We start from the raw sequence: 25000 nt of genomic DNA on the forward strand, positions 1-25000 counted from the left end.
TTGGCAAAACAAAAGGCAAAAATCGCACCGATCTGGGCTAGAGTAAAGGCCTCTATCATCGATCTTTTTATCATCGGTATGCCAGTATTTTACATCAGCACATATCTTGTTCTTGGCGGTAAAGAGGAATTTTTAAACAACCAGCTTGCGATCTTTGTGGTAAATAGTATCATCTCACTTATAATGTGCCTATTTTTTAGCATAAAGGCGCAAACTCCAGGCTACAAGGCACAAGAAATTTATCTCATAAATTTACAAACTGGCAAAAAACTAAGCCTTTTTCACGCGATCTTGCGCCAAATATGCTTTGCGTTTGCTGGCTTTAGCATCATCGGACTTTGCCTTTGCTTTTTTAGAAAAGACAAGCTAAATTTACACGACATCATCACTCACTCAGCCGCAGTGCAAAAAGCAGTTTAAATTTACTTCGCTCCGTTCCAAAGTAGACGGTTTTTGCCTAGCTTTGTGTCGATACTCTCTTTTATAATAGAGCAGAATACTCTTTTGAAAGCCCTATAGCCTCCTCTAGGCTCTTGCCCTTTTCAAGGTAGCCAAGCAAGCGACGCCAAGAAAGTGTAACCAGTCCCACTCATCACAAGCGGGCTAATCTATACGCTTAATTTTTTATCTTGGCAACAGCTTTATCACAAAATAATGCACATTTATCAATGTAAATTTAGCTACAAGCCACGGAAAATTTTTGATTAAATTTGAGTGAAATTTAAGCGCTTTGCGAGTAGAGTTTGACCTCATTTATCAAAAACTCATAGACCCTTTGCTGCACTAAAATTTCCTCCTCGCAGCCACTCATTAAGCGGCGAAGGTGCGAAAAGTCTATCTTTTTAGCGTATCTTTTGTGGTCTTTCATATCTTTATCTATGCATAAAAGAAGCGTGTCAAGCGTGATTCTATCGTTTCTTTTGACCCTTGCCACGTACTCTCTAACGGTTTGGATTAAGAAGTCTTTTCTAGTCTGATCGTTTTCATAAATTTCATTTACGATGTCATTTAAGATGGAAAAATCATCTTCGTCTGGGTCAAATTTAGCCGAGATAATCGCAGCAAAAATTTTGGCACGAAACTCTAAAGACTTGTGATGATAGATGAAAAAATCCCTAAAAGCCGATAAAAAACGAAGTTTGATCTTTCCTGACATTGCCCTACTTTTGGTGAAATTTATGTGAGATTATATACTCTTAAAGCTAAATTTTTAAAAATGTAACTATAAAACTAAATTTAAGTATAGTTTTTGTATGATTGCGAAGCTCCTTCTTAGACCTGTGCAATGCTTTTTATGAGCACCGCTTCAGGGTGGGAACACAGCAGAGCACTTGTATTAAGTGTGTGCCGCAGTCATCTGAGAGGGGGTCTTTCTAAACCAAAATGCTCATTAAAATCATCGCAAATTTCTAAAAAATCCACTCCGTCGATCTTAGGTTTTTCGCTAAAAAATTTATACATATTATTAAAGCCATCAGTTAGCTCTTTTGACTTGACGCCGTAGCTTATAGAAATTCCAGCTTCGATGTAGGCTGAGAGCTTGTCGCAGTATTTTAGTGCTTTGCCGTCGATCGGGTTAAATTTATCCTCATTTACGTTCTCCATAGTCCCTTCGTGGCAGATGATCTTGCGCTCGTAAGTCCTATTTTCAAACTCATCTTTGATAAATTTCTCGCCATCTTTTCTGATACCAAGGATGTAGCTAAACTCATCTTTGATCTTTTCTGGCACAAATGGCAAAATCCTCTCATCAATAAGCCTCATCTCATACTCGCTGATGATCTCATTTAGCCCTTTTACGCCGTATTTTACAGGGCTTATGATATCCCTTGTAAGGCTCTCTGGAAGGTCGTGAAATAGTGCGCAAAAGAAGTTATTTTCTAAGCGTTTTTTGCAAGCTTTTGCTTTTAGTGAGTAAAAGTAGCTAAGTATCGCAACAACTAGCATATGTCCTAAGACCGCAGTTTCAGGAATGCGAGGCGTTTGTGCCCAGCGCTTTTGAAACCTTAGCCTGCCGCTTAGATCAACAAGGCGGGCTAGTTTTTGATTCATAGCGATCTTTCTAACGCCAATTAACTCGTAATAATCCTCCATCTCCTCCTCAACCTTCGCCTTAAGCTCGTCGATATCGCTTAAAAACTGGCTCGTTTGATAGACGATAGAAAATTCCCACCTCGTGGCAAGATAGCTGGCTGCTTTTAGTATAAGGCGCTCTTTTTCGTGACTTTTGTCGTTTTTATAGTGGTTTTTAAATCTCTCCAAAAACTCGCCACCTTCGATATCTGAGATGAGCGTCTCAAGGTTGCTTAAAACCCAGCTATTTATCTGCTCTTTTTTTGTCTTTTGGATGTGGTGAAAGACGTCAGGACGTATGTCTGTGACTACGACCCTGCTTAAAAACTCAAAAATTCCAGCCTCTATGATGTAGTTCATATCGGCATTTTGCTCTTGTTTTGCTATGAAATAAGCAATGATAAATTTATGAGCCTGCTTGTCAAGCTCGACTAAATTTGTCATCTTTGGATAGTCGTTCCAACGTGATATAGATGCTGCTTTAAAGATATGTTCTATAAGCTTAGCACTTATCATTATTTATCCTTTTTGACTACTTTTGGCTTCTTATCATCGGCGTAGCTTATCTTTCTAAAGCCCTCTTTGTTTGAACTTCTTCTTGGCTTGTCATCTTTTTGAAATTTATCATCTCTGCCACCTCTGCTGCCACCAACTCTACTGCTGCCCCTGCTACTACCGCGATCGCTTGTGCTACGTCTCTCACGTGGCTTATCGCCAAAGCTACTTCTTTCTCTAGTTCTTGGAGTAAATTCTTTCTCCTCAACTGGCTTTTTTACGACTAGATCAGAGCTGATCTCGATAACCGTATGGACATTTCCACGTGGGTTAAAGTCGCCAACTATCTTCATAAATTTAGGCTCAAGCTTTTTCTCTAAAACAGAGTAAATTTCATTTATACTATCTTCGTGGCTGATGTTGCGGTTCATAAAGCTATTTATATAAAGCTTTATCGCTTTTAGCTCTACAACAAGCTTGTTTGGTATGTACTCAATGTATATCGTCGCAAAGTCAGGATAACCAGAGCGAGGGCAAAGGCAGCAAAACTCAGGCAGAGTGATCTTTATGACATAGTCCCTTGTTTGTTTATTTTCCCAGACCTCAAGGTCACTCTCTACGTCAAATTCTTTCAAAATTTTCTCGCCGTATTTCATCTCTATCTCTATCTCTTCGCTCATTTTTTATCCTTTATATTTTTACTAACCAGGTCAAATTTAAATTTGATCACCTTTTAAATATCCAAGTGTTTAACATCTTTTGCGTGGTCTTGGATGTAGTTTCTTCTTGGCTCGACCTCATCGCCCATGAAGAGATTAAACGTGTCAGAAGCGCTTATAGCGTCGTTTATATCGATCTTTAAAAGTCTTCTGTTCTCAGGGTTCATAGTAGTCTCCCAAAGCTGCTCTGGGTTCATCTCACCAAGACCTTTGTAGCGCTGGATATATGCACCTTTTTTCGCATTCTTCTCTACTTCATCAAGCACGTCTATAACGTCACTATGCAAGTCTAATCCACGCTCTTTTATCTTTTGGCTGATATAAAGCGCCTCTTCATAGAGTGGATTTGTAAATAAATTTTCATTTACCACAAGCTCTTCTAGTCCGCTCTCTGTTTGGACATAAATTCTAACCTCATCTTCGCTAACGTAGTGGTTTAATATGTTATGACCCTCAGCTTTTAAGAAATCCCTCAAAATTTCAAAAATTTCATTGTAGCTTTTTGAGACGATGTCTGGATTTTCTATCATATAGCGGATCGCTGAAAGGACGTTAAAGCGTTTTTCAAGCTCTTTTAAGACGCTTCTATAAGCTGCAACGATCTTTAAGAAGTCGATGAGATCAGCACTGCCGATACCCTCTATATCAACGCCCTCGATACCAGTTTCGATAAGAAATTCGTTTAGTGCCTTTTCATCTTTTAGATAAATTTCTTTTTTACCTTTTTTATAGCGGTAAAGTGGCGGCTGAGCTAGGTAGATGTGGCCGTTTTTTACAACTTTATTTAAAAATCTAAAGAAGAAAGTTAAAAGCAGCGTCTGGATGTGGCTACCATCGACGTCGGCGTCGGTCATGATGATGATCTTATGATATCTAAGCTTTTCAGCGTCAAATTCATCTCCGATACCGCAGCCTAGCGCTGTTATCATATTTTTTATCTCGTCAGACTTTAAAATTTTATCCAGTCTTGCCTTTTCAACGTTTAGAATTTTACCCTTAAGCGGCAATATCGCTTGAAAAACTCTATCACGTCCCTGCTTTGCAGAACCGCCAGCAGAGTCGCCCTCCACTAGATATAGCTCGCTGATAACTGGGTCTTTACTCTGGCAGTCAGCTAGTTTGCCAGGGAGTGTGCCTACGCTCATGCTCTCTTTTTTACGAGTTAGATCCCTAGCTTTTTTAGCAGCCTCGCGACCACGAGCTGCCATTAGAGCTTTATCCATTATCGCTCTTGCTTCGATAGGATTTTCTTCAAAATACTTTGTAAGCACGTCAAAAACCATCTTTTGAACGATAGGTTTTACGTAGCTTGAACCTAGTTTGCCCTTTGTTTGTCCCTCAAACTGCGGTTCTGGCACCTTTACGCTCACAACTGCGATAAGTCCCTCGCGGATATCTTCACCAGTTATCTTTGTATCTTTTTCACGTGCAGCAGCGTTTGCTTGAACGTAGTTTGTGATAACTCTTGTAAGGCCCGCTCTAAAGCCAGCTTCGTGAGTACCGCCATCTGGAGTTTTGATGTTATTTACAAAGCTTAGTAAATTTTCACTATAAGTGTCATTGTAAAGCAGGGCAAAATCAACAAGTACGTCATCTTCGCCGCCGCTAAATGAGACCGCTTTGCTGACAGCATTTGCCTTGTTCATATCAGTCACAAAGCTCTCTAAACCGCCCTCAAAATGAAAGCTCTCGCTTCTGCCATTTCTTTGATCTTTGAAATTTATAGTTATCTTTGGATTTAGATAGGCTAGCTCGCGAAATCTTTTTACTAAAATTTCATCGTCAAATTCAGTCACTTCAAATATACTATCATCTGGCCAAAACTCAACCTGCGTGCCTGTGCGGTTTGTAGTTTTTATAACTTCAAGATCGCTTTGTGGGATACCACATGAAAATTCTTGTCTATGAAGTTTGCCATCACGTTTGATATTTACGACTAGCTTTTTAGAAAGGGCATTTACAACAGATACACCAACGCCGTGAAGACCGCCAGAGACCTTATAAGTATCTTTGTCAAATTTACCACCAGCGTGAAGCACAGTTAAAACAACAGTCGCAGCTGAAATTTTCTCAGTCGGGTGCATATCTACTGGGATACCACGACCATTATCACTAATGATCGCTGAGCCATCACGAGTAAGCTCAACATCTATCGTATCGCAGTATCCTGCCATAGCCTCGTCGATAGAGTTATCAACGACTTCGTAGATCATATGGTGAAGACCGCTAACGTTAGTATCGCCTATATACATGCCTGGGCGCTTCCTGACCGCCTCAAGACCTTTTAGTACTTTAATATTTTCTGCGCCATAATTATTTTCCATCATAAACCTTTTTTAACTTATATATTTAATGGACTTATAACTGTTAGAAGCTCTTTTGAGCTAACAACGAAAGGTAAATTTTTATCTTTAAATCCAAACTCAAATTTCTCATCTTCTATGCTTTGTAAGAAGTCTATTAAATTTCTATTTTTTACATTTATGCTGATATCTTCTTCAAGTCCAGTTTGAAACTCTATCATCGTTTTGGCTTCTGAGTTGTCCTCGATGATGCTCTCAAACGTGATGCTCTCTTTTGAAAAAGTTATCTTCATCTGATCGCTTAGCATCGATATAGTCTTTATACCCTCAACCATCTTATCTCTGCTTAGCTCAAATCTTATAGCAATATCTTTTGGTATAACGCGCTCATAGTCAGGGAATTTGCCATTTATCAGTTTTGTGAAAAACTCAAAATTTTGGCTTTGAGCGATGAGGACGTTTTCATCATAATAAATTTCTATCTTGTCGAAAAATAGCTTTTGAATTTCATTTATCGCCTTTTTAGGGATGATGAGTGAAAACTCATTGCTCGCTTCATTTGCAAATTTAAATACAGCTAGCCTTTTTGTATCAGTGCCTACTATATTTATATAGTTTTGTTTTATGTCTAGCAAAGCGCCATTTAGCTCAAATTTAGGGTTATTGCTATCAATGCATGGCAAAATTTTCTTTAAGCTTCTGCCTAGCATTATGGCGTCTATGTTAAATTTAGCCTTGCCTTCTATCGTTGGAAACTCTGGGAAATCTTCAAATTTATACATAGGAAGTTTGTATTTTGAGTTTTTTTGCTTGATGTAAAGATAATTATTAACAGTTTCAAGCGTTACCTCTTCATCTTTTAGGCTTTTGATGATGTCAAGTAGCTTTTTGCCATTTGCTGTTGCATAGCCCTCATCAACGATCTTTGCGTTGCTTAGTTTATATGCTAGTCCTATCTCGTGATCAGTCGCTTTTATGTTTAAAACTCCATCTTTTGCTGAAATGTAGATGTGAGAAGTGATAGCACTAAGATCTCTTTTTTCGAGATATGGATTAGTGTTTGTTACTATGCTCTCAAGCATGTTTTTGTTTATTAAAACCTTCATTAAATACTCCCTCTTATTTTTAATTTTCTTTTTGTTGTATTAGTTGGTAGCGTGAAAGTGTGAAAACCATCTTTTCTCACGCCAGCATCGTTGTTTAAAATGTGAAAAGAATTTTTCATTTCTTCACATTTATTCACGAATTTCATTCTATTTTTATCCTTTTGTTAAAATTTTATTCTTTATCTCAGTCACTCTGAGGTTGAAAATTTCGTTGCTCTCCATGAGCTCGTTTATCTTTTTTATATTGTGACTAACGGCGCTATGGTCTTTCATACCAAAATAGTTTGCGATCTGCGGCATCGAATTTGTAGTGAGCATCTTCGCAAGGTAGATGATGATGCGTCTAGCCTCTACGATGTTTTGCACTCTTGACTTGCTTTTTATGTCGCTTGGCTTGATATTTAGCTCTTTACTAACGATCTCTATAATGGTCTCTAAATTTATATTTTCATGCTTCTCTTTGATGAGATCTTTTAGTGTGTTTTTAGCAAATTCAAGCGTTATCTCAACTCTCATCAAGCTTGCGTAGGCGTTTAAATTTATGATAGCACCTTCGATCTCACGGATATTATCGCCCATGTTTGTAGCGATGTAGTCGATGACCTCTTTGTTTAGGTAAATTTTGTCAAATTCACATTTTTTGATGATGATGGCTATCTTTGTATCAAGCTCAGGCGGCGTGATATCAGCCATTATGCTTTGCTCAAACCTAGACTTTAGCCTCTCATCAAAGCCTTTTAGTATCTTTGCTGGGCGGTCTGAGGTCATGACGATCTGACCTTTTTTGGCAATGAGCTCGTTAAATGTGTTGAAAAACTCCTCTTGAATTTTATCTGTCTTGCCAAGAAACTGCACGTCGTCAATTAGCAAAACGTCGCAGTTTCGGTATTTCTCACGAAATTTAGTCATCGAGTGGCTATTTAGATGCGTGGTAAAATCAATCATAAACTGATCGCTCGTCACACAGATGACGACCTTACCTTGATCTAGGCAGTAGTTGCCAACTGACTGAAGCAGGTGTGTCTTGCCAAGACCAGTTGTGCCATAGATAAAAAGTGGGTTGTAAAGCACGCCAGGCTTGTCTGCAACTGCTTTTGCGTTTAAAAATGCAAACTGATTTGAGTCGCCGCAGACAAAATTTTCAAATGTATATCCAGGGTTTAAGATACTGCTTTGCGCCTTGATCTGCTTTACATTTACTTGGCTTTGTTTTATGTTTTTTAGCTTTGTTTGGCTTGTTATCTCGACCTCTGGCTTTTTGCCGGTTTTTACTTCGTAAAGGTAGGCGATCTTTTCGGCGTATCTAGTTTTTATAAATTTAGCCATCAATTCACTCGTGGCGTTAAAAACTATAAAATCTTCGTTTGAAGCCTTTTCATTAAATTTTAATTGTTTGATGTAGCAGTCAAATTCATTAGCTGATATTTTTGTCTGTAAAAGCTCTAAAATCTCGTCTGCTAGCAAATTTCAACCCTTTTTATTTAATGAATTTTATTAGCGATTTTATCTTAAATTTAATAAAACCTTTGTTAAACTCTGACAAACTTTTTCACGGCGTGAAAAAGTCGTGAAAAAGTATTGAAAAGATTGTGATGAAAATTTTAGGAATCGATCCAGGCACGAAAAATTGCGGTTACGCGATACTTGAAAAGAGCAAATTTAAAACTACTCTTCTTGAAGCTGGGCTTATAAAGATAAAGCCAAACACGCTTCAGTACCAAATAACAGAGCTTTGCGAGGGGCTTGACCTCATCTTTAAAAACCATAAATTTGACGAGGTCGCGATAGAGGACATCTTTTTTGCCTACAACCCAAAAACGGTCTTAAAGCTAGCTCAGTTTCGTGGGGCACTTAGTCTTAAAATTTTGCAGCTTCATGGGGATTTTGCCGAATACACGCCACTTCAAGTGAAAAAAACGGTCACTGGCAAGGCAAAGGCTGACAAAGAGCAGGTGGCATTTATGGTGAAGAAAATTTTAGGTATAAACAAAGAGATAAAACCCCTTGACATCACCGATGCGATCGCGATCGCACTAACTCACGCGAATAATTTAAGAATAAACTAAATTTGATAGGAAAAATATGGCAATACTAAAAGCTTTACTAATCGGAGATGTGAAAAACTACGGCTCGCAAAATGCGACTGATAAGCTAAATTTACCTTGGAGCTCAGCTATTTTTAAAGTAGCTCAAAATGGCGAAATTTTCGCAAATGAGCTTGGCTTTAAGGGCGATAGCGTCGCTGATACGAAGCATCACGGCGGCCCTGAGAAAGCTGTATTTGCAAATTCATTTGCAAACTACGCCGAGTGGGAGAAATTTTTAGGATTAAAAAATATGGCTTATGGGGCGATGGGAGAGAATTTATGCGTTGATGGGCTTGATGAGAGCTGCGTCTATGTGGGCGATATCCACAAGGTGGGCTCGCTTGTGCTTCAAGTCTCGCAGCCTAGAAAGCCATGCTTTAAGCTCTCAAAAAGATGGGGCAATGAAAATATGGCGACACATATCTTTGAAACAGGCCTTACTGGCTGGTACTACCGCGTCCTTACGCCAGGCTCATGCAAAGCAGGCGACATGATAGAGATTATAGAAAATGACCCCGTTCATATGAGCATTTTAGAGATAAATAGGCTCTTTTACGCGCCAAGTGAAAATTTAAATTTACTAGAGAAATTTAACGCCCTCACCACTCTTACAAATGGCTGGCATGATGATATGAAAAGACGCATCGAGGGAATTTATAGCACCGAATTTATGAGAACACTATAAACATTTATACTTTTGCTCCGATTTTGTTTTGCAAATGGATTTCAAACAAAATTTAAAGGAGCAGAGGTGTTTCGTTCTATCACAAATAAGATAGCACTAGCCTTGATGATCTTACTCATCATCTCGTTTTGTGCTATCTCGGCGGTTAGTTATTTTACTTCAAAGGACAAGATCGTTGAGCTTGTCAGTGGCAAAGAGGATCAGGTCCTTAAAGATATAAAGAGTGTTGCAAACACTTTTTTTGATGAAAATTTAGAGCATATCAAGAAAATTTCATCAGTCGTTGAGAGCGCTCAAAGTGGCGATGAGATAATGAACTTTGTCTTATCAGAGAAAAAGGTCGCAAACTCTGCGGTGAGCTATATTTATTACGGCGATGAGGATGGACACTTCTTCCAATCAGATGGTAAAAGAACAACCGTAGCTGATAACTACGATCCAAGAACTAGAGGCTGGTATAAGAGCACAAAAGAGAAAAATAAAGAAATTTATACCGAGCCAAGGGTCACTTCTACAAATGATCTTGTTATGAGTTTTACTGCTCCTGTTACTAAAAATGGCAAATTTGTTGGCGTTGTTGGTATAGATATAGATGTAAAAAAAGTTAGTGACAAGATCATCGAGATAGGCAACACTGGTGATGGTGGATATGCCTATATAATGAAAAAAGATGGCACTATGCTCTTTTCTGACGTAGCTTCAGAAGTTGGCACTATCTTGCCAGCTACAAAGGTCGTCTCAGAAAAATATGCCAATAAAGAATTTGACGAAAATGGTCTGATCTCATATAAAAACTCTAAAAACCAAGATGTAACGGCTAAAATTTTACCTATCAACGATGATGGCTGGCTTGCAACTGTCGCAGTAGGTGCGGATACCTTTTCAAACCATACTATGCCTATCTTAAAAGCTCAGCTAATGCTTGCAGTGCTCTTTATAGTCATACTCTCAGCCATTGTTTTCGTGCTACTAAAACGCTCACTTAAGCCTATCAGCGTTATCCAAGAGAAGCTTTCTGATACCTTTAAATTTATCACTTATGAGAGCAGCACTGCCCCAAGCAAGCTAGACATCCACACGACTGATGAATTTGGCGTGATGAGCGAGGAGATAAATAAAAACATAGACAAAGTCATAGCTGGCATCAAGAAAGATAACACCATGCTTGAAGAGCTAAATGTAGCTGCAAATAACATGATAAGAGGAAATTTAGGCGTTAAACTAAATGAGAACCCAAATAACCCATCGCTTATCAAGCTAAAAGATCTGCTAAATACTTTCTTTAGCTCTATCAGTCAAAATTTAGGCAGCGTCATAAATATCCTAAAAGCCTACTCAAATAACGACTACACCGCTAAGATCGAGCTAAGAGATGACATAGAAGCTGATCTAAAAGCTATGATAGTTGGCATAAATAATGCAGGTGATGCTATAAGCGCTATGCTAAATAGCAACCTAAATCAAGCTCAAAATTTAGAAGAAAAGGCAACTATGCTTGCTGAGTCTATGAGAAATTTAACTGATGGTGCTAGCAAACAAGCTGACTCTATCCAAGAGAGCGCGGCTGCGGTTGAGCAGATGAGTAGCTCGATGAATGCTATCTCACAAAAGACAGGGGACGTCATAAGACAAAGCGAAGAGATCAAAAACATCATCGTTATCATCCGTGACATCGCTGATCAGACAAATTTACTTGCTCTAAATGCAGCCATAGAAGCAGCGCGTGCAGGTGAGCATGGACGTGGCTTTGCAGTCGTGGCTGATGAGGTTAGAAAGCTAGCTGAACGCACACAAAAAAGTCTAGGTGAGATCGAGGCAAATACAAATGTCCTTGCTCAGTCAATTAACGAGATGAGTGAATCTATAAAAGAGCAAGCTGAGGGCATAAATATGATAAATAGAAGTGTCGCTCAGATAGATAACGTCACAAAAGAAAATAGAAGCGTTGTTAGTAACACAAACGACGTAACTAGCGAGATAGACGGCATGGCGAAGGTCATACTAACAGACGTTAGAAAAAATAAATTTTAATACCCAAAAATACTACTAGGCTCATGTAAATTTACGTGAGCCTTTAAATTTTAAATCTTTTTTACGCTAAAATTACCAAAAATTTAAAGGAGAATATATGCCACTACTTGATAGTTTTTGTGTAGATCATGTGAAGATGAAAGCCCCAGGAGTAAGACTTGCAAAGAGTATGAAGACCCCAAAAGGCGATGATATCAGCGTTTTTGACTTGAGATTTTGTAAGCCAAATGAAGAAATTTTGCCAGAAAAGGGCACTCACACTTTAGAGCACCTATTTGCTGGCTTTATGAGAAACCATCTAAATGGCAACGGCGTAGAGATCATAGACATCTCGCCGATGGGTTGCAGGACTGGCTTTTATATGAGCGTGATCGGCACACCTAGCGAAGAAGCTGTAAAAAAGGCATGGCTTGCTTCAATGAAAGATATCTTAGAGGTCAAAGATCAAGATAAGATCCCAGAGCTAAATAAATTTCAATGCGGCACTTACAAGATGCACTCACTTGATGAGGCACACGCCATAGCAAGCAAAATTTTAGCACAAGGCCTAGTCATCATAAATAACGATGAGATCAAGCTTGACGTTGATGCTATGGGACTAAAAAAGCACTGATTTGAAACCAGCTAGACAAGAAAATCAAGCCTATCTAAAAGAGCAAATTTTAACCTATCTTGGTAACAAACGCTCTCTTTTAGGCTTTATCGAGCGAGGCGTAAAATACGCAAAAGACGAGCTTAAAAAAGAGAAGCTTAGCTGCTGTGACCTCTTTAGTGGAAGCGGCGTGGTGGCTAGGTTTTTAAAACAAAATAGCGAATTTCTAGTCGCCAACGACTTGGAGCTTTATAGCTTCATCACAAACTCATGCTATCTGCAAAACGCCACAAATGAGCTAAGAGATGAGATAAATTTCTGGCAAATGAGACTTGAAAAAGAGATAAAAAATAGCCTTCATGAGGGCTTTATAACAAGGCTTTACGCCCCACAAGATGACGAAAATATCGCTTGGGGCGAGCGGGTCTTTTACACAAGAAAAAATGCCATATTCATCGACACTGCAAGAAGGCTCATAGATGAGCTCTTGCCAGAGGAGATGAGAAAATTTTTCATAGCTCCGCTACTTTATAATGCAAGCGTGCATGCAAATACGAGTGGAATTTTTAAAGGTTTTCATAAAAATAAAGAGGGGGTTGGCCAGTTTGGCGGCAGAGGGCAAAATGCCATCTCAAGGATCACTTCTGATATAAATTTGACAAAACCAATTTTCTCAAATTTTAGCGTGCCATTTGAGGTCTATCAAAAGGACGCAAATTTGCTGGCAAAAGAGCTTGATGGGCTTGATCTAGTCTATCTTGATCCGCCTTATAACCAGCATCCATACGGCTCAAACTACTTCATGCTAAATCTCATCGCAAGCTACACTGAGCCAAGTAAAATTTCAAAAGTTTCAGGCATCTCAAAGGACTGGAATAGATCAGTTTTTAATAAAAAATCGTCAGCAAGCGAGGCATTTTTTGAGCTCATAGCAAATTTAAAGGCTAAATTTGTGCTTATCTCGTTTAACTCAGAGGGCTTTATCAACCAAGATGAATTTGATAAAAACCTAAATAAAATGGGCAAAGTTCATCTACTTCGCCAAAAATATAATGCCTACCGCGGCAGCAGAAATTTAAAAGCTAGAAACATCCACGTAGACGAACTTCTTTACGTTTTGAAAAAGTAAATTTAGCGCTCATTTCATCACTTCTAAATTTCACTAACGTAATTGTTAGTTTTGCTCATCCTCTGGCAAACACTTCTCAAAGATAAATTTATGCTCATTTGGCAAGGCGTCGTAGATAGCATTTGCTAAATTTCTTATCTCCCAAAGGGCTGATTTTGAGCTTCTTAAAGAGATAAAATTTTGCAAGCTTCTAGCATTTATACTCCACGTAAGCTCAGTTTTATAGCACTCTGGCAAGCAGTATTTAACTATATCAAGGCTCTTTGTGGTTGAGGCTAAAATTTCACGTAAGTTTTCAAGCGCTTTTATGCTTGCGTTATCGACCATTTCGTCATTTGTTAGCACGATAAATTTAGCCGCACGCTCAAACTGCCCTACTTCAAATTTCTCCTCTTTTTTTAGCTCTTTTAGCGTGTAGCGGGTTGATTTGACGCTTAGGCTCGCTACGCGGTGGCGGGCTAGCTCTTGAAGTAGTGCGCGCGAGATGCCTTGGATGTAGAAGTTGTAGTAAAGATGCTCCAGCGTTGATGCGTGTTTAAATTTATTACCCACCCTATCTATCAGCTCGACATCTTTTTCGCCGCCATTGTCGCCTTTTTCAAAGCTTTGCCAGCATGTGCGGATCGCGTGAGAGCAGATATTTAGTGGGGTGTGATTTAGAAGTGTTACTTGCATATTTTCTCTTTTTGTGAAATTTTTTAGCATTTTACAAAAAGAAGGCTGATTTTATTTGTAAATTTAAAAGGGAGCGAGCGCCCCCTTTATGATTATTGTTTTAGTTGAAGAAGTGTGTTTAGCATCTCATCACTTGTTGTGATAGTTTTTGAGTTTGCTTGAAAGCCTCTTTGGATGACGATAAGATCTGTTAGCGCACGGCTTAGATCGACGTTACTAGCTTCTAGTTTTGAAGCCGCGATCGTTCCTTTATCGCCTGTGCCAGCTGCACCGATGACTGCTTCGCCTGAGTTTGCAGTTTGTGAAAAGACGTTTCCACCCTCACTTTGAAGACCCTCGTTGTTTGTAAAGCTAGCAAGTGCCACTTGAGCTAGACCAAAGCTTTGTCCGTTTGTAAATGCACCGATGATAGTGCCAGTCTCATCGATCTTTAGGTCGTTTAGTGTGCCACCTGTGTAGCCATCTTGTGAGATAGACTCAGTTGATGAGTCTTTATCAAAGCTTGTTAGTCCGTTAAAATCAGTTCCCAAGCCAAAATTTAAACTAACATTTTGACCACTTTGTGAGCCGTTGTTAGCTGAAAATGTTATCGTAGCTGGGTGAAAGCTAGCGAGTGAGCCGTTTGAGTTAAATCTCAATGAACCAGTTACGACGTTGTCTGGACCCTCGCCTGTGTAGTTTATCTTAGCAGGCTCTGGCACTTGGATGATCATATTCCACTCTGTACCACCATCTGTTGTAGTACCTGTCTTTGCCCATCTGATACTAACTGTGTGTTTTGAGCCAAGTGAGTCAAAAATTTCAGCCGTTGAGCCGTGGCTTGACATCATCATCTTACCGCTCGCTCTTAGTGCTTGACCTGGGCTTAGTGCGCCATCAAGTGCTTTCATGATATTTGTAAAGCGAACGTTTTCGTTTACTGCTGCGTTGTTTGTGCCTTGAGCTGGTTTTGTAAGACCAGTTGTAGTCATATAAAGGGCTTGATCAGCCATTTCGTTTGTAGGGTTTTCTAGTTGAAATTGACCTAGTTTATTTACAGTGATCTTTACGCCGTCATTTGTATCATCTCCAGCTGCTGCTTGAAGTGCTGCGATACCGGCTGCGTGTTTTTGATCAGGCGTGCCAGCTGCTGCTGCATAAGCGTTGTTATATGCTAGTGCATAAGCTGGATTTGTTATAGCTGCGCCACCAGTGCCTGGAGCTACCTTGTGAGCAGCAGTTGCAAGTTTTGCTGCATCAAGTGCGTCAGAATTTGCATTGATCTGACCATCGCCGTTATAATCAACGTGGTTTCTAGCATCCTCTTGCATAGCTGCACGAAGATCTTCTGTTGTTGTTATTTGTCTTGCGATTTTGTCGTTATTTGGATGAACAGCTGTTGTTTGTGAGCTTGTATAGACATATTGATAAGCTGTGATGATGTCTTTGCTAGCTAGACCGCCAACTGTGTTTCCAGCATTTACTGTTAGGTGGATGTTTTTTGTCTCTTCGGTTGTGCCTGAGTTGTTTCTGTTTATAAGCGTTAGTTTGTTACCCTCTGAAATTTCAGCTCTAACGCCAGTTTTGTTGTACTGAGCGTTGATAGCAGCAGCAACGTCACTGATGCTTGTCATCGTGCCAGCTTGAGTTTTGATATTTTGTCCATTTAGTGTTATATCAAGTGTAGCTGGTGGGTTGATCTGACCGATATTTTGTGCTAGAGCGCTACCTACTGAAAATTTCTCAGTCTTAGCGTTTGCGTAGCTTACCCAGATACCTTGTCCATCTCTTAGTGCAAGTCCGTTTCCAAGCTCGTCAAATGTAACACCAAGATCGACGCCACGCTCTGTTAAGATTTGCTCGTTTCTTGAGTTTGTATAAAATTCGTCGTTGTTTGTATCATTTTCGTTATGAACTTCGTTTGCATTTAAAATTCCATCGTTATTGTAGTCACGTCCGCCTGCAACTGAGTCAAGTGCATATATAGGCGTGCTTCTTTGACCGATGGTGTTACCTGAGTCAAGGTTGCCTTTTATTTTAACTTCTGTTGTCGCTCTTGCTGGAGTTGTAAGACCTTCTTTGATGACGATGTTGCTTATAGGACCTGTTGAGTCGATAGTGCCAGTCTCATCATCTCTAGTCCAGCCTTGAACGATGTAGCCACTATTATTTACAAAGTTACCAGCCTTATCACGGACGAAGTCGCCGTTTCTTGTATAGTATCTTGTCGTTCCGCCATCTGGAGAGACGACAAAGAAGCCATTTCCTTGAAGAGCAAGGTCGGTTTGCTTATCAGTGGCTGTTAGTGTGCCTTGTGAGAAAATTCTTGTAGTTGAGTTTATAGTCGTTCCTAGACCTATTTGCATAGCGTTTTGACCGCCTAGCTGACCTTGTGGAGCGGTAGCAACTCTTGGAGTTTGGCTTAGTATATCAGCAAAATTTGCGCGGTTGTATTTAAAACCATAGGTATTGACGTTTGCGATATTGTTGCCTTCTACGTCCATGGCTATCTGGTGGGCTTGTAGGCCTGAAACACCAGACCAAAGTGATCTCATCATGAGCTTATCCTTTTTCTCGTTTTAAAATTTTTTATGATCTTTCTAAAGCAAAAGATGTTCCAAAATTTATATCGGCAAAATGAGAAAAAGGTAAAAGAGAAATTTGGCGCTTTTAACGCCAAATTTATCCAAGTATCAACGCACCTACGACGCCACCGATGATTAGTGGGATGTTAAAAAATACAAATGTAGGCACGCAAGTATCATATATGTGGTTGTGCTCACCATCAGCATTTAGACCGCTCGTTGGCCCAAGTGTGCTGTCACTTGCTGGGCTTCCAGCGTCGCCTAGAGCCGCTGCTATACCAACTAGCAAGATGATAGCTGGCACGCCAAAGCCAAGACTAAGGCAAAGTGGCACGTAGATAGAGGCTAAGATAGGGATAGTGCCAAAGCTAGTGCCTATGCCCATCGTCACAAGAAGTCCGATAAGTAACATCAAAAGCGCTCCGCCTATCTTGCCGCCAGAGACCAAGCTAGCGTATTTTACAAGCTCATCTATACCGCCACTCTCTCTTAAAATGGTGCCATATCCCGCAGCAACAAGCATGATAAATGCGATAAAGCCCATCATAGCAAGGCCATTATCCATGATCTTATCTACTTTTTTATATTCTATTCCGCCAAAAACGACCATAACCAAAAGTCCAAGTAGCGCGCCAAGTGGCAAGAGCGAAGTGTAAATTTGAACGACAAAGGCGACAACCGCACCAGCTAAGACCGCCCACTCTTTTTTAGTCATCTCAAGGCTTTTTGCGCGCTCGATCTCATCAAGCTCGGCCTTTTCAAATTTAGATGTTTTATAAACGCGTTTTCTGCCGTAGACAAAAATAGCGATGATAAGGCCAACTAACATCGACGCACCGCCTATCCACATGACTGATGAGATATCTGATATGGTTGTGTTTATGCCGTTGTTTGCTAGCTCTTTTTTAAGGATATTGTGAAAAAGCAGACCAAAGCCAACGCTAAGGCTAACATAAGGCGCTTGAAGTCCAAATGTAAGAGCGCAAGCCACCGCACGTCTATCTATACCCATCTTATTCATAAGAGCAAGAAGTGGCGGGATCAAGATAGGTATGAAGGCTATATGAACTGGGATCAAGTTTTGAGACAAGCAAGCGATAAAGGCGATGGTTAGCGTAAAAATGACCTTATTTGAGCTAAGAAATTTACTCATTGCATTTATCAAAATGGCTGTTAAATTTGTATTTGCTATGGCAGCTGCAAGAGCACCTAGCAAGATATAGCTAAGCGAGGTTTCAAGGTTGCCTTGCATGCCGCTTATGAGGCTTTGAGTGGTCTCTTTTAGAGCTGTAAAAAAGCTATCTATTCCGCTTGTTAAGCCACTTTCAAATCCGCTAAAACCATGCTTATACATAACCCCAGCGACAAGCGCAGAAACGAGGATAGAAAGTAGGATGTTAAAGCGCAGCAAACATAGCACCGTCATCACCAAAATGCTAAAAACAACAGGGTTAAAGAGAAGCATGAGTGTCCTTTTTGTATGTTGGAAGAATTATACAAGCGTGGGGCTTATTAAATTTTAAAAAGAGTGGCTTAAGTGGGTATGTGTTAAGATTTTTGGCAAATTTTAAAAGGAAAAAGCGATGGATTTAGAGAAAATTTATAAGGACGCTGGGGCATATTTAGAGGGGCACTTTTTGCTAAGTAGCGGCAACCACTCGCAGTTTTATCTACAAAGTGCAAAGGTGCTTGAAGATCCAGCACTTGCGGCAAAGCTAGCAGATGAGCTTGCCGCTGTGATAGAGAAATTTGACATTAAATTTGATAGCGTTTGCTCGCCAGCACTTGGTGGAATTTTAGCTGGATATGAGCTAGCTCGCGCGGCGAAAAAGCGCTTTATATTTACAGAGCGCGTTGATAGGGTGATGAGCCTAAGGCGCGGCTTTGAAGTGAAAAAGGGCGAGAAATTTATAGTTTGTGAAGATATCATCACAACTGGTGGCTCAGCACTTGAGGCGGCTCGTGTCATAGAGAGCCTTGGGGGAGAGGTGGTTGGTTTTGCGGCACTTGCAAACCGCGGTTTTTGTAAGGTTGCAAATTTAGGCAATGAAGCTAAGGCAAATGCAAAACTGCCAAGTGATAAGCCATTTTTTGCTTTGGGGAATTTTGAATTTGAAATTTACGAGCCAGAGCACTGTCCGCTTTGTAAGAGTGGTAGCAAGGCTATTAAGCCTGGAAGCAGAGGCAACTAAATTTTATAAAATTTATCTCTTAAAGCTTAAAATAATAATATTTGTAACTTATTCGTTATTTTGGGCTTTGAGTAAATTTTCTCATCAAAATTTCTTTTTTTCCTTAAATTTTAAAAGTTAATTTATAATTAAGATTTGAATGTATAAAATGGCACGCAATTTTTAGGAGATCCCAAAATGCAAGGATGTGTGCTATGAAAATATCTACAAAGATAATTCTCACTTTTGTTTTCTCAGTTTTGCTTGTCAGCTGTTTGCTCATCTTTTTAAATAGCAAATTTTCAAGCGATCTAACTCAGTTTTTCACCCATAAGTCCTACGACGAGCTGGTAAATGCCAGAAAAGAAAATTTAAAAGATGACGTCGAGACGATCAATCAAATGATGCGTGAAATTTATAATGGCGGCAAAGAAAAAGGGCTAAGCGACGATGAGATAAAACAAGAAATTTTTAGAGTCGTCTCAAAGCTAAAATTCTTTAGCGACAAGACCGGCTATATCTTCATTTATGACTATGACGGCGTTGTTTTGATGCACCCTGAAAAGCCATCGCTTGTTGGTAAAAATTTAATCGGACTAAAAGATCCAAAAGGGCTACTTCTTATAAAAGAGCTCATCGAAAAGGCTAAACAAGGTGGCGGATTTGTCACATTTGGATGGGTGAAAAAAGAGGGGCAGGAGCCAGTGGAGAAGCTTGGCTACGCTGCAAATTTTGAGCCATATAAATGGATGCTAGGAAGTGGCGTATATGTCGATGACTTAGCGGACGAGACAGAAAAGACAAAGGCCGTGCTAAATGAGCAAAACAGCCAAAATACAAGAACATTTATCATCGCTTGCGCCCTGATTACGGTTGTTTTGATAGCTATCGTGTTATTTATCTTAAGTAGGGCGATCATCAGACCTATAAAAAATATCGTTGCAAATTTAACTGCGATGTCAGATGAGATAAAAAGTGGCAGAGGCGATCTTACTAAAAAGCTTGAAGTTAGTGGCAAAGATGAAATTTCAAACATCAAAAGCTCTATAAATGACCTAACAAGCGAGCTAAGATCTGTGATAGAGAGCGTTAAAGGCTTGGCGCATGAGAACTCTTCTATTGCCGAGCAACTCTCTTCAACATCAGCTCAAACTACAAATTTAACCAACAAATCTTCGCTAATCGTCACAGATACGACAAATATGGCAAAAAATATGTCAGAAGAGATAAAGAGCTCATTTGAAGAGGCTAAGAAGAGCAAAGAAAATCTTGAAAGAACCTGTCTATATATAAATGAAGTTTCAAACGATGTTTTGGGACTTAGCAAAAATGTCGATGAGGCTGCAAATAGCGAAATTTCACTAGCTAGCTCGATGAAAAGCCTAGCTGATCAAGCTAAAAATGTAAAAGATGTCTTAAATATCATCGATGACATCGCTGATCAGACAAATTTACTTGCTCTAAATGCCGCCATAGAAGCAGCGCGTGCAGGAGAGCATGGACGTGGCTTTGCAGTCGTGGCTGATGAGGTTAGACAGCTAGCTGAACGCACGCAAAATAGCCTAAGCGAGATAAATGCAACTATAAATTTAATCGTTGAAGCGATCTCAAACTCAAGCCATACCATCGGCGATAATGCTAAAAAAGCTGGTGAGCTTTGCAAAAAATCAGCCCAGATAAATGAAAAAATAGAAAATATGAACCAGCTAATGAACGAGACTGTTAGCTTAAATGAGACCTCTACGAGGGATTATATAGAGACTGGAAATAAGGTCGAAGAGCTGATAAAAGGCATCGTAAATATCGATGAAATTTCAAAACAAAACTCAAAAAGCATGGATGAAATCTCACTTGCAGCTGCTCATCTTTCAAAGATGACTGATAATCTAAACACTAGCCTTTCAAAATTTAGAACCTGATAAATTTAGCCAAATATTTGGCTAAATTTAACTTTATCTTTTAACTTCTTTGCTTAAGTAGCGAGCCGATTTTTTACTTTAAGCTTACGATCATGATGTAAATTTATGAAATAATTTTTATTTTGTGTTATTTAAGTCGGCATTTTGGCTTAAGAGATGAGATGACGTATGCAAGAGTATGATATTTTAGATGTTTTATCAAACAAAAAAGTCCTTTGCTTAGAGGATGAAGAGGCGATCTTGCGAAACATTTGCGCCTCGCTGGAGCTATTTTTCGCAGAGGTTAAAGGCGTCACAGACGGCTTTGATGCACTTGAGCTTGCTATGAGCGGGACGTATGATGTGCTAGTGCTTGATATCAGCGTGCCAAATATCGATGGTCTTGAGATCGCTAAAAAAGTAAGAGCTATCAATCAAAAAATCCCTATCGTGATCTTATCAAGCCACGTCGAGCAAGAGTATCTGTGGCGCGCGGTTGAGCTAAAGATCACAAGATATCTTGCAAAACCATACGATAAAAAATCTTTCATCAAAGCGCTTGAAGATGTGGCGTTTGAGCTAGTTGGGCGCACGCCAACCATCAGGCTAAATGACGAGCTTGAGTATGACTTTGGCAAAAAAGCGCTTTACGTAAATGGTCAAATTTCTCATCTAAGCAAGAGTGAGAGCAAGCTTTTGGAGTACTTTTTAAACAACAAAAACCAAACTATCACTTATGAGCAAATTTTTGACTACATCTGGGACTACGAGCAGCCGACAAAAGAGGCTATAAAGACGATCGTAAAAGAGCTTAGAAGAAAGCTTGGCAAAGATGTGATCAAAAATTTATACGGCGTGGGCTACCTTTGTGAGATATAAATTTCAGCTAATAGTCGGTGCTTTTATCTTTGTCTATCTGCTAGTTTCGGCACTTGTTTTAAATTTTTACAACGACCTAGCGATGAAAGACGCCAAAAGAGAGGCGCATTATGTGCTTGAGAGTATAAATTCTGTAAGAGAGTACATCTCAGGCGTGCAACGCCCGCTGATCGAGCAGTTAAAAGAGCAGGGTATCTTAAAAGAGGACTTTTTTGACGAGAGACTTCTATCATCTTCATATATAAGCCGTGAAATTTACAACATCCAAAAGAAAAAATACAACCTTGAATTTGACTACAAGCTAGTTGCTATCGCTCCGCTAAATAAAGCTCACCAGCCAAATGAATTTGAAGCGAGCGTCTTGCAAGGCTTTAAAGAAAATAAATTTCAAGAATTTGTAAGGATAATAAGAGATGAAAATGGCTCACAGCTATTTGTGGGTCTGCCTATAAAAAACCAAAGCCCGACCTGTCTAGCCTGTCATAGCAGCGCAAATGCCCCACAACAAATGCTAGAAAAATATGGCATGGAAGGCATAGAGATCCCAGACGTGAACGAAACGGTTGCGATGATCTCTTTTAAGATACCAATCCGCGCCATTTTTACCTACCACTTGCAAGAAGTCATCGTCATAATGAGTGCCATAACGCTTATATTTGGGCTATTTTTACTACTTGTTTATAAGATGCATAAGCGTGGCGAAGAGAGCAAAAGGCAGACTGAGCAGCTGATGATACATCAAAGCCGCCTAGCCTCTATGGGTGAGATGATAGGCAATATCTCGCACCAGTGGAAGCAGCCACTTGCCCAGATAAGCTCAGCTTTGATAAATTTAGAGCTTTATCAGGAGAGAAAAAAGCTTGATGAAGCGAAAATTTATGAGTTTATAGAAGAGACAAGCAAGCAGATAAATTTCATGTCAGAAACCGTTGATGACTTTAAAAATTTCTTTAGTCCAAATACATTGAGAAAAGAGTTTAAGGTGCTTGAAGTGATAAATCAAACGATAAAAATTTTAAACGCAACGCTTAAAAAGTATCAGATCGAAGTGCAGCTTGACGTGAGAGAAAATTTTGAGATATTTGCAAATTTCAATGAGATAATCCAAATTTTAATAAACATCATAAACAACGCAAAAGACGCATTTAAGCAGAGCTACACAAAGCCAAGAGTGATAAAGATAAGCGCCTTTTTAAAAGATGATCGCAAGAATTTATGCGTGCAAAATAACGCAGGGGCGATAAAAAATTCATTTTTAAAGGTCATCTTTGAGCCACACTTTAGCACAAAAGAGAGCGGTAGCGGGCTTGGGCTATATATGAGCAAGCTAATCGCTCGCAAAAATAACGCCATAATCTTTGCTAAAAATGTAGATGAAAACCACGTTGCATTTACAATTAGTTTCGAAAATTTATAATTTGTTAATTTTCCCCCTTTTCTGCCCTTTTTTGGTGTTAAGATTATCAGTATGAAATCATTTTGATTTTAGGATAAAAATTCAAAGGAGGAGACGTGAGAAACTTACACAAAGCCTTAGCAGGCTTACTCATGGGTGTTAGTATCTTTGCTTCACAAGCCTGTTGCGAAGAGCATAATATGCAGATGTCCGATAAAGCACGTGATGTTATCGCAAATCCTAAAGGCACACTGCAAAGTAGAGGTGTTGTCTCCTTGCAAGACTACGTCGTAGAAGAGCAAGAGATGTATAACTGGCTATTTAAAAACCACCCTATTTTTACAAAATATGGTGGCAAAACCGTCGGCAAAATGGTCGTTCATGACCGTGGCTTAGAGTGGCTTGCCGAGGGACATGGCTTTGATATGTCAAAGCTTAGTAAAAGAGATGGTGGTAAGGGCTATAGCTCTATGATGTATAGAATTCCAGCCACCTCATCACTTCAATTTCCTAATAAATTTGTAGGACCAGAAAAGTGCGGTGAGTGTCACCCAGCTCAGTATGAGGTCTGGAGCAGATCTCGCCACGCAACTACTATGCGCTTCCCTGGCGAGCACCCAGAGGTTAATAACAACCTAACTGAGCCAGTATTTGACAAAGATACCGCTTCTATCCTTCCAAAAGGTATCACTCCAGATGTCATCTACGCAACCGTTGGTCACTTAAGAACTAAGATGGGCTACGTCGATGCATGGCTACTTCGCGGTACTTACTACGTTGAGGGCGGTTTGCTACGAGATGGCACAGGTCAGATCGTAGCTGGCGGTAACCAATGGCAAAGAACATGGGCGTTAAATTTAGACGACGCAACTGTTAAAAAGATAAAAGAGCTCGTCCCAGAATTTCCTGGCACGCTTGAAGAGTATGGCGATAATGGCGGATATGTTAGAGGTCTTGCCTCATACGCCGCAAAACATAAAAAGTCGATGTTTTTCCAAGCAAACTCATCATATTGTGAGGTTTGCCACCCAGTTAAATTTGACTTTAAGTCAAAAGCAGAATTTTACGCAGCACTTGGTAATGCCAAAGAGCTTCAAAAACACACTATCTCAAAAGGCGTAAGCTGTGAGGAGTGCCACGGAGCTGGCGGTCACCTTGATGGAGCTACAAATTTTAGAACATCAAACTGCGAACGCTGTCACCAAAGATTTAACTTTAGCCCAGATCTAATGCGAGCCAATCCGCTTAACAACGGCAAGCTTGATCTCTCACTTAGCTCTAAATTTAAATCAATGGGACCAGGATGCGGTTCTGAGGGATCACAATCATACTTTACCGCTCACTACGATAAAGGCATGAGATGCGTCACTTGCCACGATCCACACGACAACACAGGTAACGTTGTAGGCGATAAGAGTGTAACTGGAATGAACTACAACCCAGATCAAGGCTATCTAAGTGCGTTCTACACTAAACCAAAGATCAAAAAAGATTGTAAAGATTGTCACGAGACTCAAGCATATATCGCATCAAAGGCAGATACTCACAAAAACAACACTTGTGCATCTTGCCACATGCCATTTATGATGAGCTGCGAGAATTTCTACGCTGTTCAGTTCCAAGACAACGCTGGCTTTGATACTCAAAGACGCTCTCACATCTGGAAGATCATGGTCGATCCAAAAGAGAAATCTCTTGTCCCAGGCGACGCTGCTAAAGGTCCAAGAGATGCTAAAGATTGGCACTTTGAGAGAGATAAAAATGGCCACAACTATGTTGATTTGATGTGGGCATGCGCTAGAACATCTTGGGCTGATAAAGATATGAAAGATAATAAAGGCTGCCATAGCCCAGTGCTATCTGAGCTAAAACCAACACTTCATTTTAAAAACCAAAAACAAGTTTATGATGAGGTTATGGGATGGCAAACTCCAGTTAAAAATGAATTCTCAGAGGTCAAAATAGGCATCGAAGGAATTTACTCACTACTAGAGACTAAAAAGCTAGATCCAAGTGATAAAGCAAGAGTTTATGAGCTTGTCCAAAACGCTCAAGAGATCATCGATATGGTCGAAAAAGATGGTTCGTGGGGTATGCACGGATTTAAATTTACTAAACAAAGACTAGATGCATCTAAAGAGTATATAAAAGAAGCTCAGAGAATTCTAAACAAAAATTTATAGCATTTAGGGGCTAG

General features: G+C 39.7%; 20 protein-coding genes, 1 other RNA gene and 1 pseudogene. 13 read left to right on the forward strand and 9 right to left on the reverse strand.

The window, feature by feature from the left end; translation table 11 throughout:
* Nucleotides 1-420 carry an RDD family protein gene (locus tag F3G88_RS02075; RefSeq protein WP_149715246.1) on the forward strand — a complete coding sequence of 140 codons (420 nt, stop codon included), beginning with the start codon at nt 1-3 and terminating at the stop codon, nt 418-420.
* 301 nt (nt 421-721) lie between these two features.
* Here F3G88_RS02075 and F3G88_RS02085 read toward each other — a convergent pair whose 3' ends face one another.
* Entirely contained in the window at nt 722-1156 is a 435-nt protein-coding gene (locus tag F3G88_RS02085) for a hypothetical protein (protein WP_149715247.1), read from the reverse strand.
* Between the two features lie 113 nt (nt 1157-1269).
* On the opposite strand from F3G88_RS02085, the gene ffs reads away from it, so the two are divergent.
* Nucleotides 1270-1367, forward strand: an RNA gene (gene ffs / locus F3G88_RS02090) — signal recognition particle sRNA small type.
* Here the strand turns inward: ffs and F3G88_RS02095 are convergent.
* From F3G88_RS02095 to dnaA, 5 genes are all read right to left on the reverse strand, one after another.
* Nucleotides 1354-2589 (reverse strand): HD domain-containing protein, encoded by a 1236-nt coding sequence (locus F3G88_RS02095; protein WP_103603060.1) that lies wholly within the window; start codon nt 2587-2589, stop codon nt 1354-1356. The two genes, ffs and F3G88_RS02095, sit on opposite strands and share 14 nt — an antisense overlap.
* Complete coding sequence (gene queF, locus F3G88_RS02100) at nt 2589-3248, reverse strand: preQ(1) synthase (RefSeq protein ID WP_223228707.1); 660 nt, start codon at nt 3246-3248, stop codon at nt 2589-2591. Before queF ends, F3G88_RS02095 begins: the two co-directional genes overlap by 1 nt.
* A 53-nt stretch (nt 3249-3301) precedes the next feature.
* Entirely contained in the window at nt 3302-5611 is a 2310-nt protein-coding gene (gene gyrB / locus F3G88_RS02105; protein ID WP_103574195.1) for a DNA topoisomerase (ATP-hydrolyzing) subunit B, read from the reverse strand.
* 17 nt (nt 5612-5628) lie between these two features.
* Nucleotides 5629-6696, reverse strand: a complete 1068-nt coding sequence (gene dnaN, locus F3G88_RS02110) for a DNA polymerase III subunit beta (RefSeq protein ID WP_021087099.1) — start codon at nt 6694-6696, stop codon at nt 5629-5631.
* Nucleotides 6697-6849: 153 nt separating this feature from the next.
* Complete coding sequence (dnaA, locus tag F3G88_RS02115; RefSeq protein ID WP_103567040.1) at nt 6850-8160, reverse strand: chromosomal replication initiator protein DnaA; 1311 nt, start codon at nt 8158-8160, stop codon at nt 6850-6852.
* A 122-nt stretch (nt 8161-8282) separates the two neighbouring features.
* Between dnaA and ruvC the strand changes: the two genes are divergently transcribed.
* From ruvC to F3G88_RS02140, 6 genes and pseudogenes are all read left to right on the forward strand, one after another.
* Complete coding sequence (ruvC, locus tag F3G88_RS02120) at nt 8283-8762, forward strand: crossover junction endodeoxyribonuclease RuvC (protein WP_103567041.1); 480 nt, start codon at nt 8283-8285, stop codon at nt 8760-8762.
* Between the two features lie 16 nt (nt 8763-8778).
* A complete protein-coding gene (locus F3G88_RS02125; RefSeq protein WP_149715248.1) occupies nt 8779-9468 on the forward strand; it encodes an MOSC domain-containing protein in 690 nt (229 codons plus the stop codon).
* Nucleotides 9469-9573: 105 nt separating this feature from the next.
* Nucleotides 9574-10323, forward strand: a pseudogene (locus F3G88_RS10690) (cache domain-containing protein); the annotation flags it as partial.
* Nucleotides 10324-11058: 735 nt separating this feature from the next.
* Complete coding sequence (locus F3G88_RS10695) at nt 11059-11499, forward strand: methyl-accepting chemotaxis protein (RefSeq protein ID WP_411160869.1); 441 nt, start codon at nt 11059-11061, stop codon at nt 11497-11499.
* A 97-nt stretch (nt 11500-11596) separates the two neighbouring features.
* Nucleotides 11597-12112 (forward strand): S-ribosylhomocysteine lyase, encoded by a 516-nt coding sequence (gene luxS, locus F3G88_RS02135; protein WP_012140684.1) that lies wholly within the window; start codon nt 11597-11599, stop codon nt 12110-12112.
* A 1-nt stretch (nt 12113) separates the two neighbouring features.
* The gene (locus F3G88_RS02140; RefSeq protein ID WP_149715250.1) at nt 12114-13220 is read left to right on the forward strand and encodes a DNA adenine methylase; all 1107 of its coding nucleotides are present in this window, start codon (nt 12114-12116) and stop codon (nt 13218-13220) included.
* A gap of 45 nt (nt 13221-13265) precedes the next feature.
* Here F3G88_RS02140 and thyX read toward each other — a convergent pair whose 3' ends face one another.
* The 3 genes from thyX to F3G88_RS02155 form a co-directional block, all read right to left on the reverse strand.
* On the reverse strand, nt 13266-13895 hold the full coding sequence (gene thyX, locus F3G88_RS02145) for an FAD-dependent thymidylate synthase (RefSeq protein ID WP_149715251.1): 630 nt from the start codon (nt 13893-13895) through the stop codon (nt 13266-13268).
* A 92-nt stretch (nt 13896-13987) separates the two neighbouring features.
* A complete protein-coding gene (gene flgE / locus F3G88_RS02150; RefSeq protein WP_149715252.1) occupies nt 13988-16432 on the reverse strand; it encodes a flagellar hook protein FlgE in 2445 nt (814 codons plus the stop codon).
* Nucleotides 16433-16556: 124 nt separating this feature from the next.
* Nucleotides 16557-17924 carry a Na+/H+ antiporter NhaC family protein gene (locus F3G88_RS02155; RefSeq protein WP_149715253.1) on the reverse strand — a complete coding sequence of 456 codons (1368 nt, stop codon included), beginning with the start codon at nt 17922-17924 and terminating at the stop codon, nt 16557-16559.
* A 118-nt stretch (nt 17925-18042) separates the two neighbouring features.
* Here F3G88_RS02155 and pyrE point away from each other — a divergent pair, with 118 nt between their 5' ends.
* The 5 genes from pyrE (at nt 18043) to F3G88_RS02180 (ending at nt 24986) form a co-directional block, all read left to right on the forward strand.
* Nucleotides 18043-18651, forward strand: coding sequence for an orotate phosphoribosyltransferase (pyrE, locus tag F3G88_RS02160; protein ID WP_149715254.1), 609 nt, complete (start codon nt 18043-18045; stop codon nt 18649-18651).
* A 194-nt stretch (nt 18652-18845) separates the two neighbouring features.
* Nucleotides 18846-20549, forward strand: coding sequence for a methyl-accepting chemotaxis protein (locus F3G88_RS02165; RefSeq protein ID WP_103573375.1), 1704 nt, complete (start codon nt 18846-18848; stop codon nt 20547-20549).
* Nucleotides 20550-20717: 168 nt separating this feature from the next.
* On the forward strand, nt 20718-21407 hold the full coding sequence (locus F3G88_RS02170) for a response regulator transcription factor (RefSeq protein ID WP_149715255.1): 690 nt from the start codon (nt 20718-20720) through the stop codon (nt 21405-21407).
* On the forward strand, nt 21397-22824 hold the full coding sequence (locus F3G88_RS02175) for an ATP-binding protein (protein ID WP_149715256.1): 1428 nt from the start codon (nt 21397-21399) through the stop codon (nt 22822-22824). The genes F3G88_RS02170 and F3G88_RS02175 overlap by 11 nt, the downstream gene beginning before the upstream one ends.
* A 95-nt stretch (nt 22825-22919) precedes the next feature.
* Nucleotides 22920-24986 (forward strand): cytochrome c, encoded by a 2067-nt coding sequence (locus tag F3G88_RS02180; protein WP_009295151.1) that lies wholly within the window; start codon nt 22920-22922, stop codon nt 24984-24986.
* The last annotated feature ends 14 nt before the right edge of the window (nt 24987-25000 follow it).

The organism is Campylobacter concisus, from assembly GCF_902460675.1.
GTDB classification, from domain to species: domain Bacteria; phylum Campylobacterota; class Campylobacteria; order Campylobacterales; family Campylobacteraceae; genus Campylobacter_A; species Campylobacter_A concisus_AJ.

What these genes read in the sequence shown, in the direction of transcription:
- F3G88_RS02085 (WP_149715247.1), bottom strand. Translation starts at nt 1,156, where the DNA reads ATGTCAGGAAAGATCAAACTTCGTTTTTTATCGGCTTTTAGGGATTTT.
- F3G88_RS02095 (WP_103603060.1), bottom strand. Translation starts at nt 2,589, where the DNA reads ATGATAAGTGCTAAGCTTATAGAACATATCTTTAAAGCAGCATCTATA.
- queF (WP_223228707.1), bottom strand. Translation starts at nt 3,248, where the DNA reads ATGAGCGAAGAGATAGAGATAGAGATGAAATACGGCGAGAAAATTTTG.
- gyrB (WP_103574195.1), bottom strand. Translation starts at nt 5,611, where the DNA reads ATGGAAAATAATTATGGCGCAGAAAATATTAAAGTACTAAAAGGTCTT.
- dnaN (WP_021087099.1), bottom strand. Translation starts at nt 6,696, where the DNA reads ATGAAGGTTTTAATAAACAAAAACATGCTTGAGAGCATAGTAACAAAC.
- F3G88_RS02125 (WP_149715248.1), top strand. Translation starts at nt 8,779, where the DNA reads ATGGCAATACTAAAAGCTTTACTAATCGGAGATGTGAAAAACTACGGC.
- F3G88_RS10695 (WP_411160869.1), top strand. Translation starts at nt 11,059, where the DNA reads ATGAATGCTATCTCACAAAAGACAGGGGACGTCATAAGACAAAGCGAA.
- luxS (WP_012140684.1), top strand. Translation starts at nt 11,597, where the DNA reads ATGCCACTACTTGATAGTTTTTGTGTAGATCATGTGAAGATGAAAGCC.
- thyX (WP_149715251.1), bottom strand. Translation starts at nt 13,895, where the DNA reads ATGCAAGTAACACTTCTAAATCACACCCCACTAAATATCTGCTCTCAC.
- flgE (WP_149715252.1), bottom strand. Translation starts at nt 16,432, where the DNA reads ATGATGAGATCACTTTGGTCTGGTGTTTCAGGCCTACAAGCCCACCAG.
- F3G88_RS02155 (WP_149715253.1), bottom strand. Translation starts at nt 17,924, where the DNA reads ATGCTTCTCTTTAACCCTGTTGTTTTTAGCATTTTGGTGATGACGGTG.
- pyrE (WP_149715254.1), top strand. Translation starts at nt 18,043, where the DNA reads ATGGATTTAGAGAAAATTTATAAGGACGCTGGGGCATATTTAGAGGGG.
- F3G88_RS02165 (WP_103573375.1), top strand. Translation starts at nt 18,846, where the DNA reads ATGAAAATATCTACAAAGATAATTCTCACTTTTGTTTTCTCAGTTTTG.
- F3G88_RS02170 (WP_149715255.1), top strand. Translation starts at nt 20,718, where the DNA reads ATGCAAGAGTATGATATTTTAGATGTTTTATCAAACAAAAAAGTCCTT.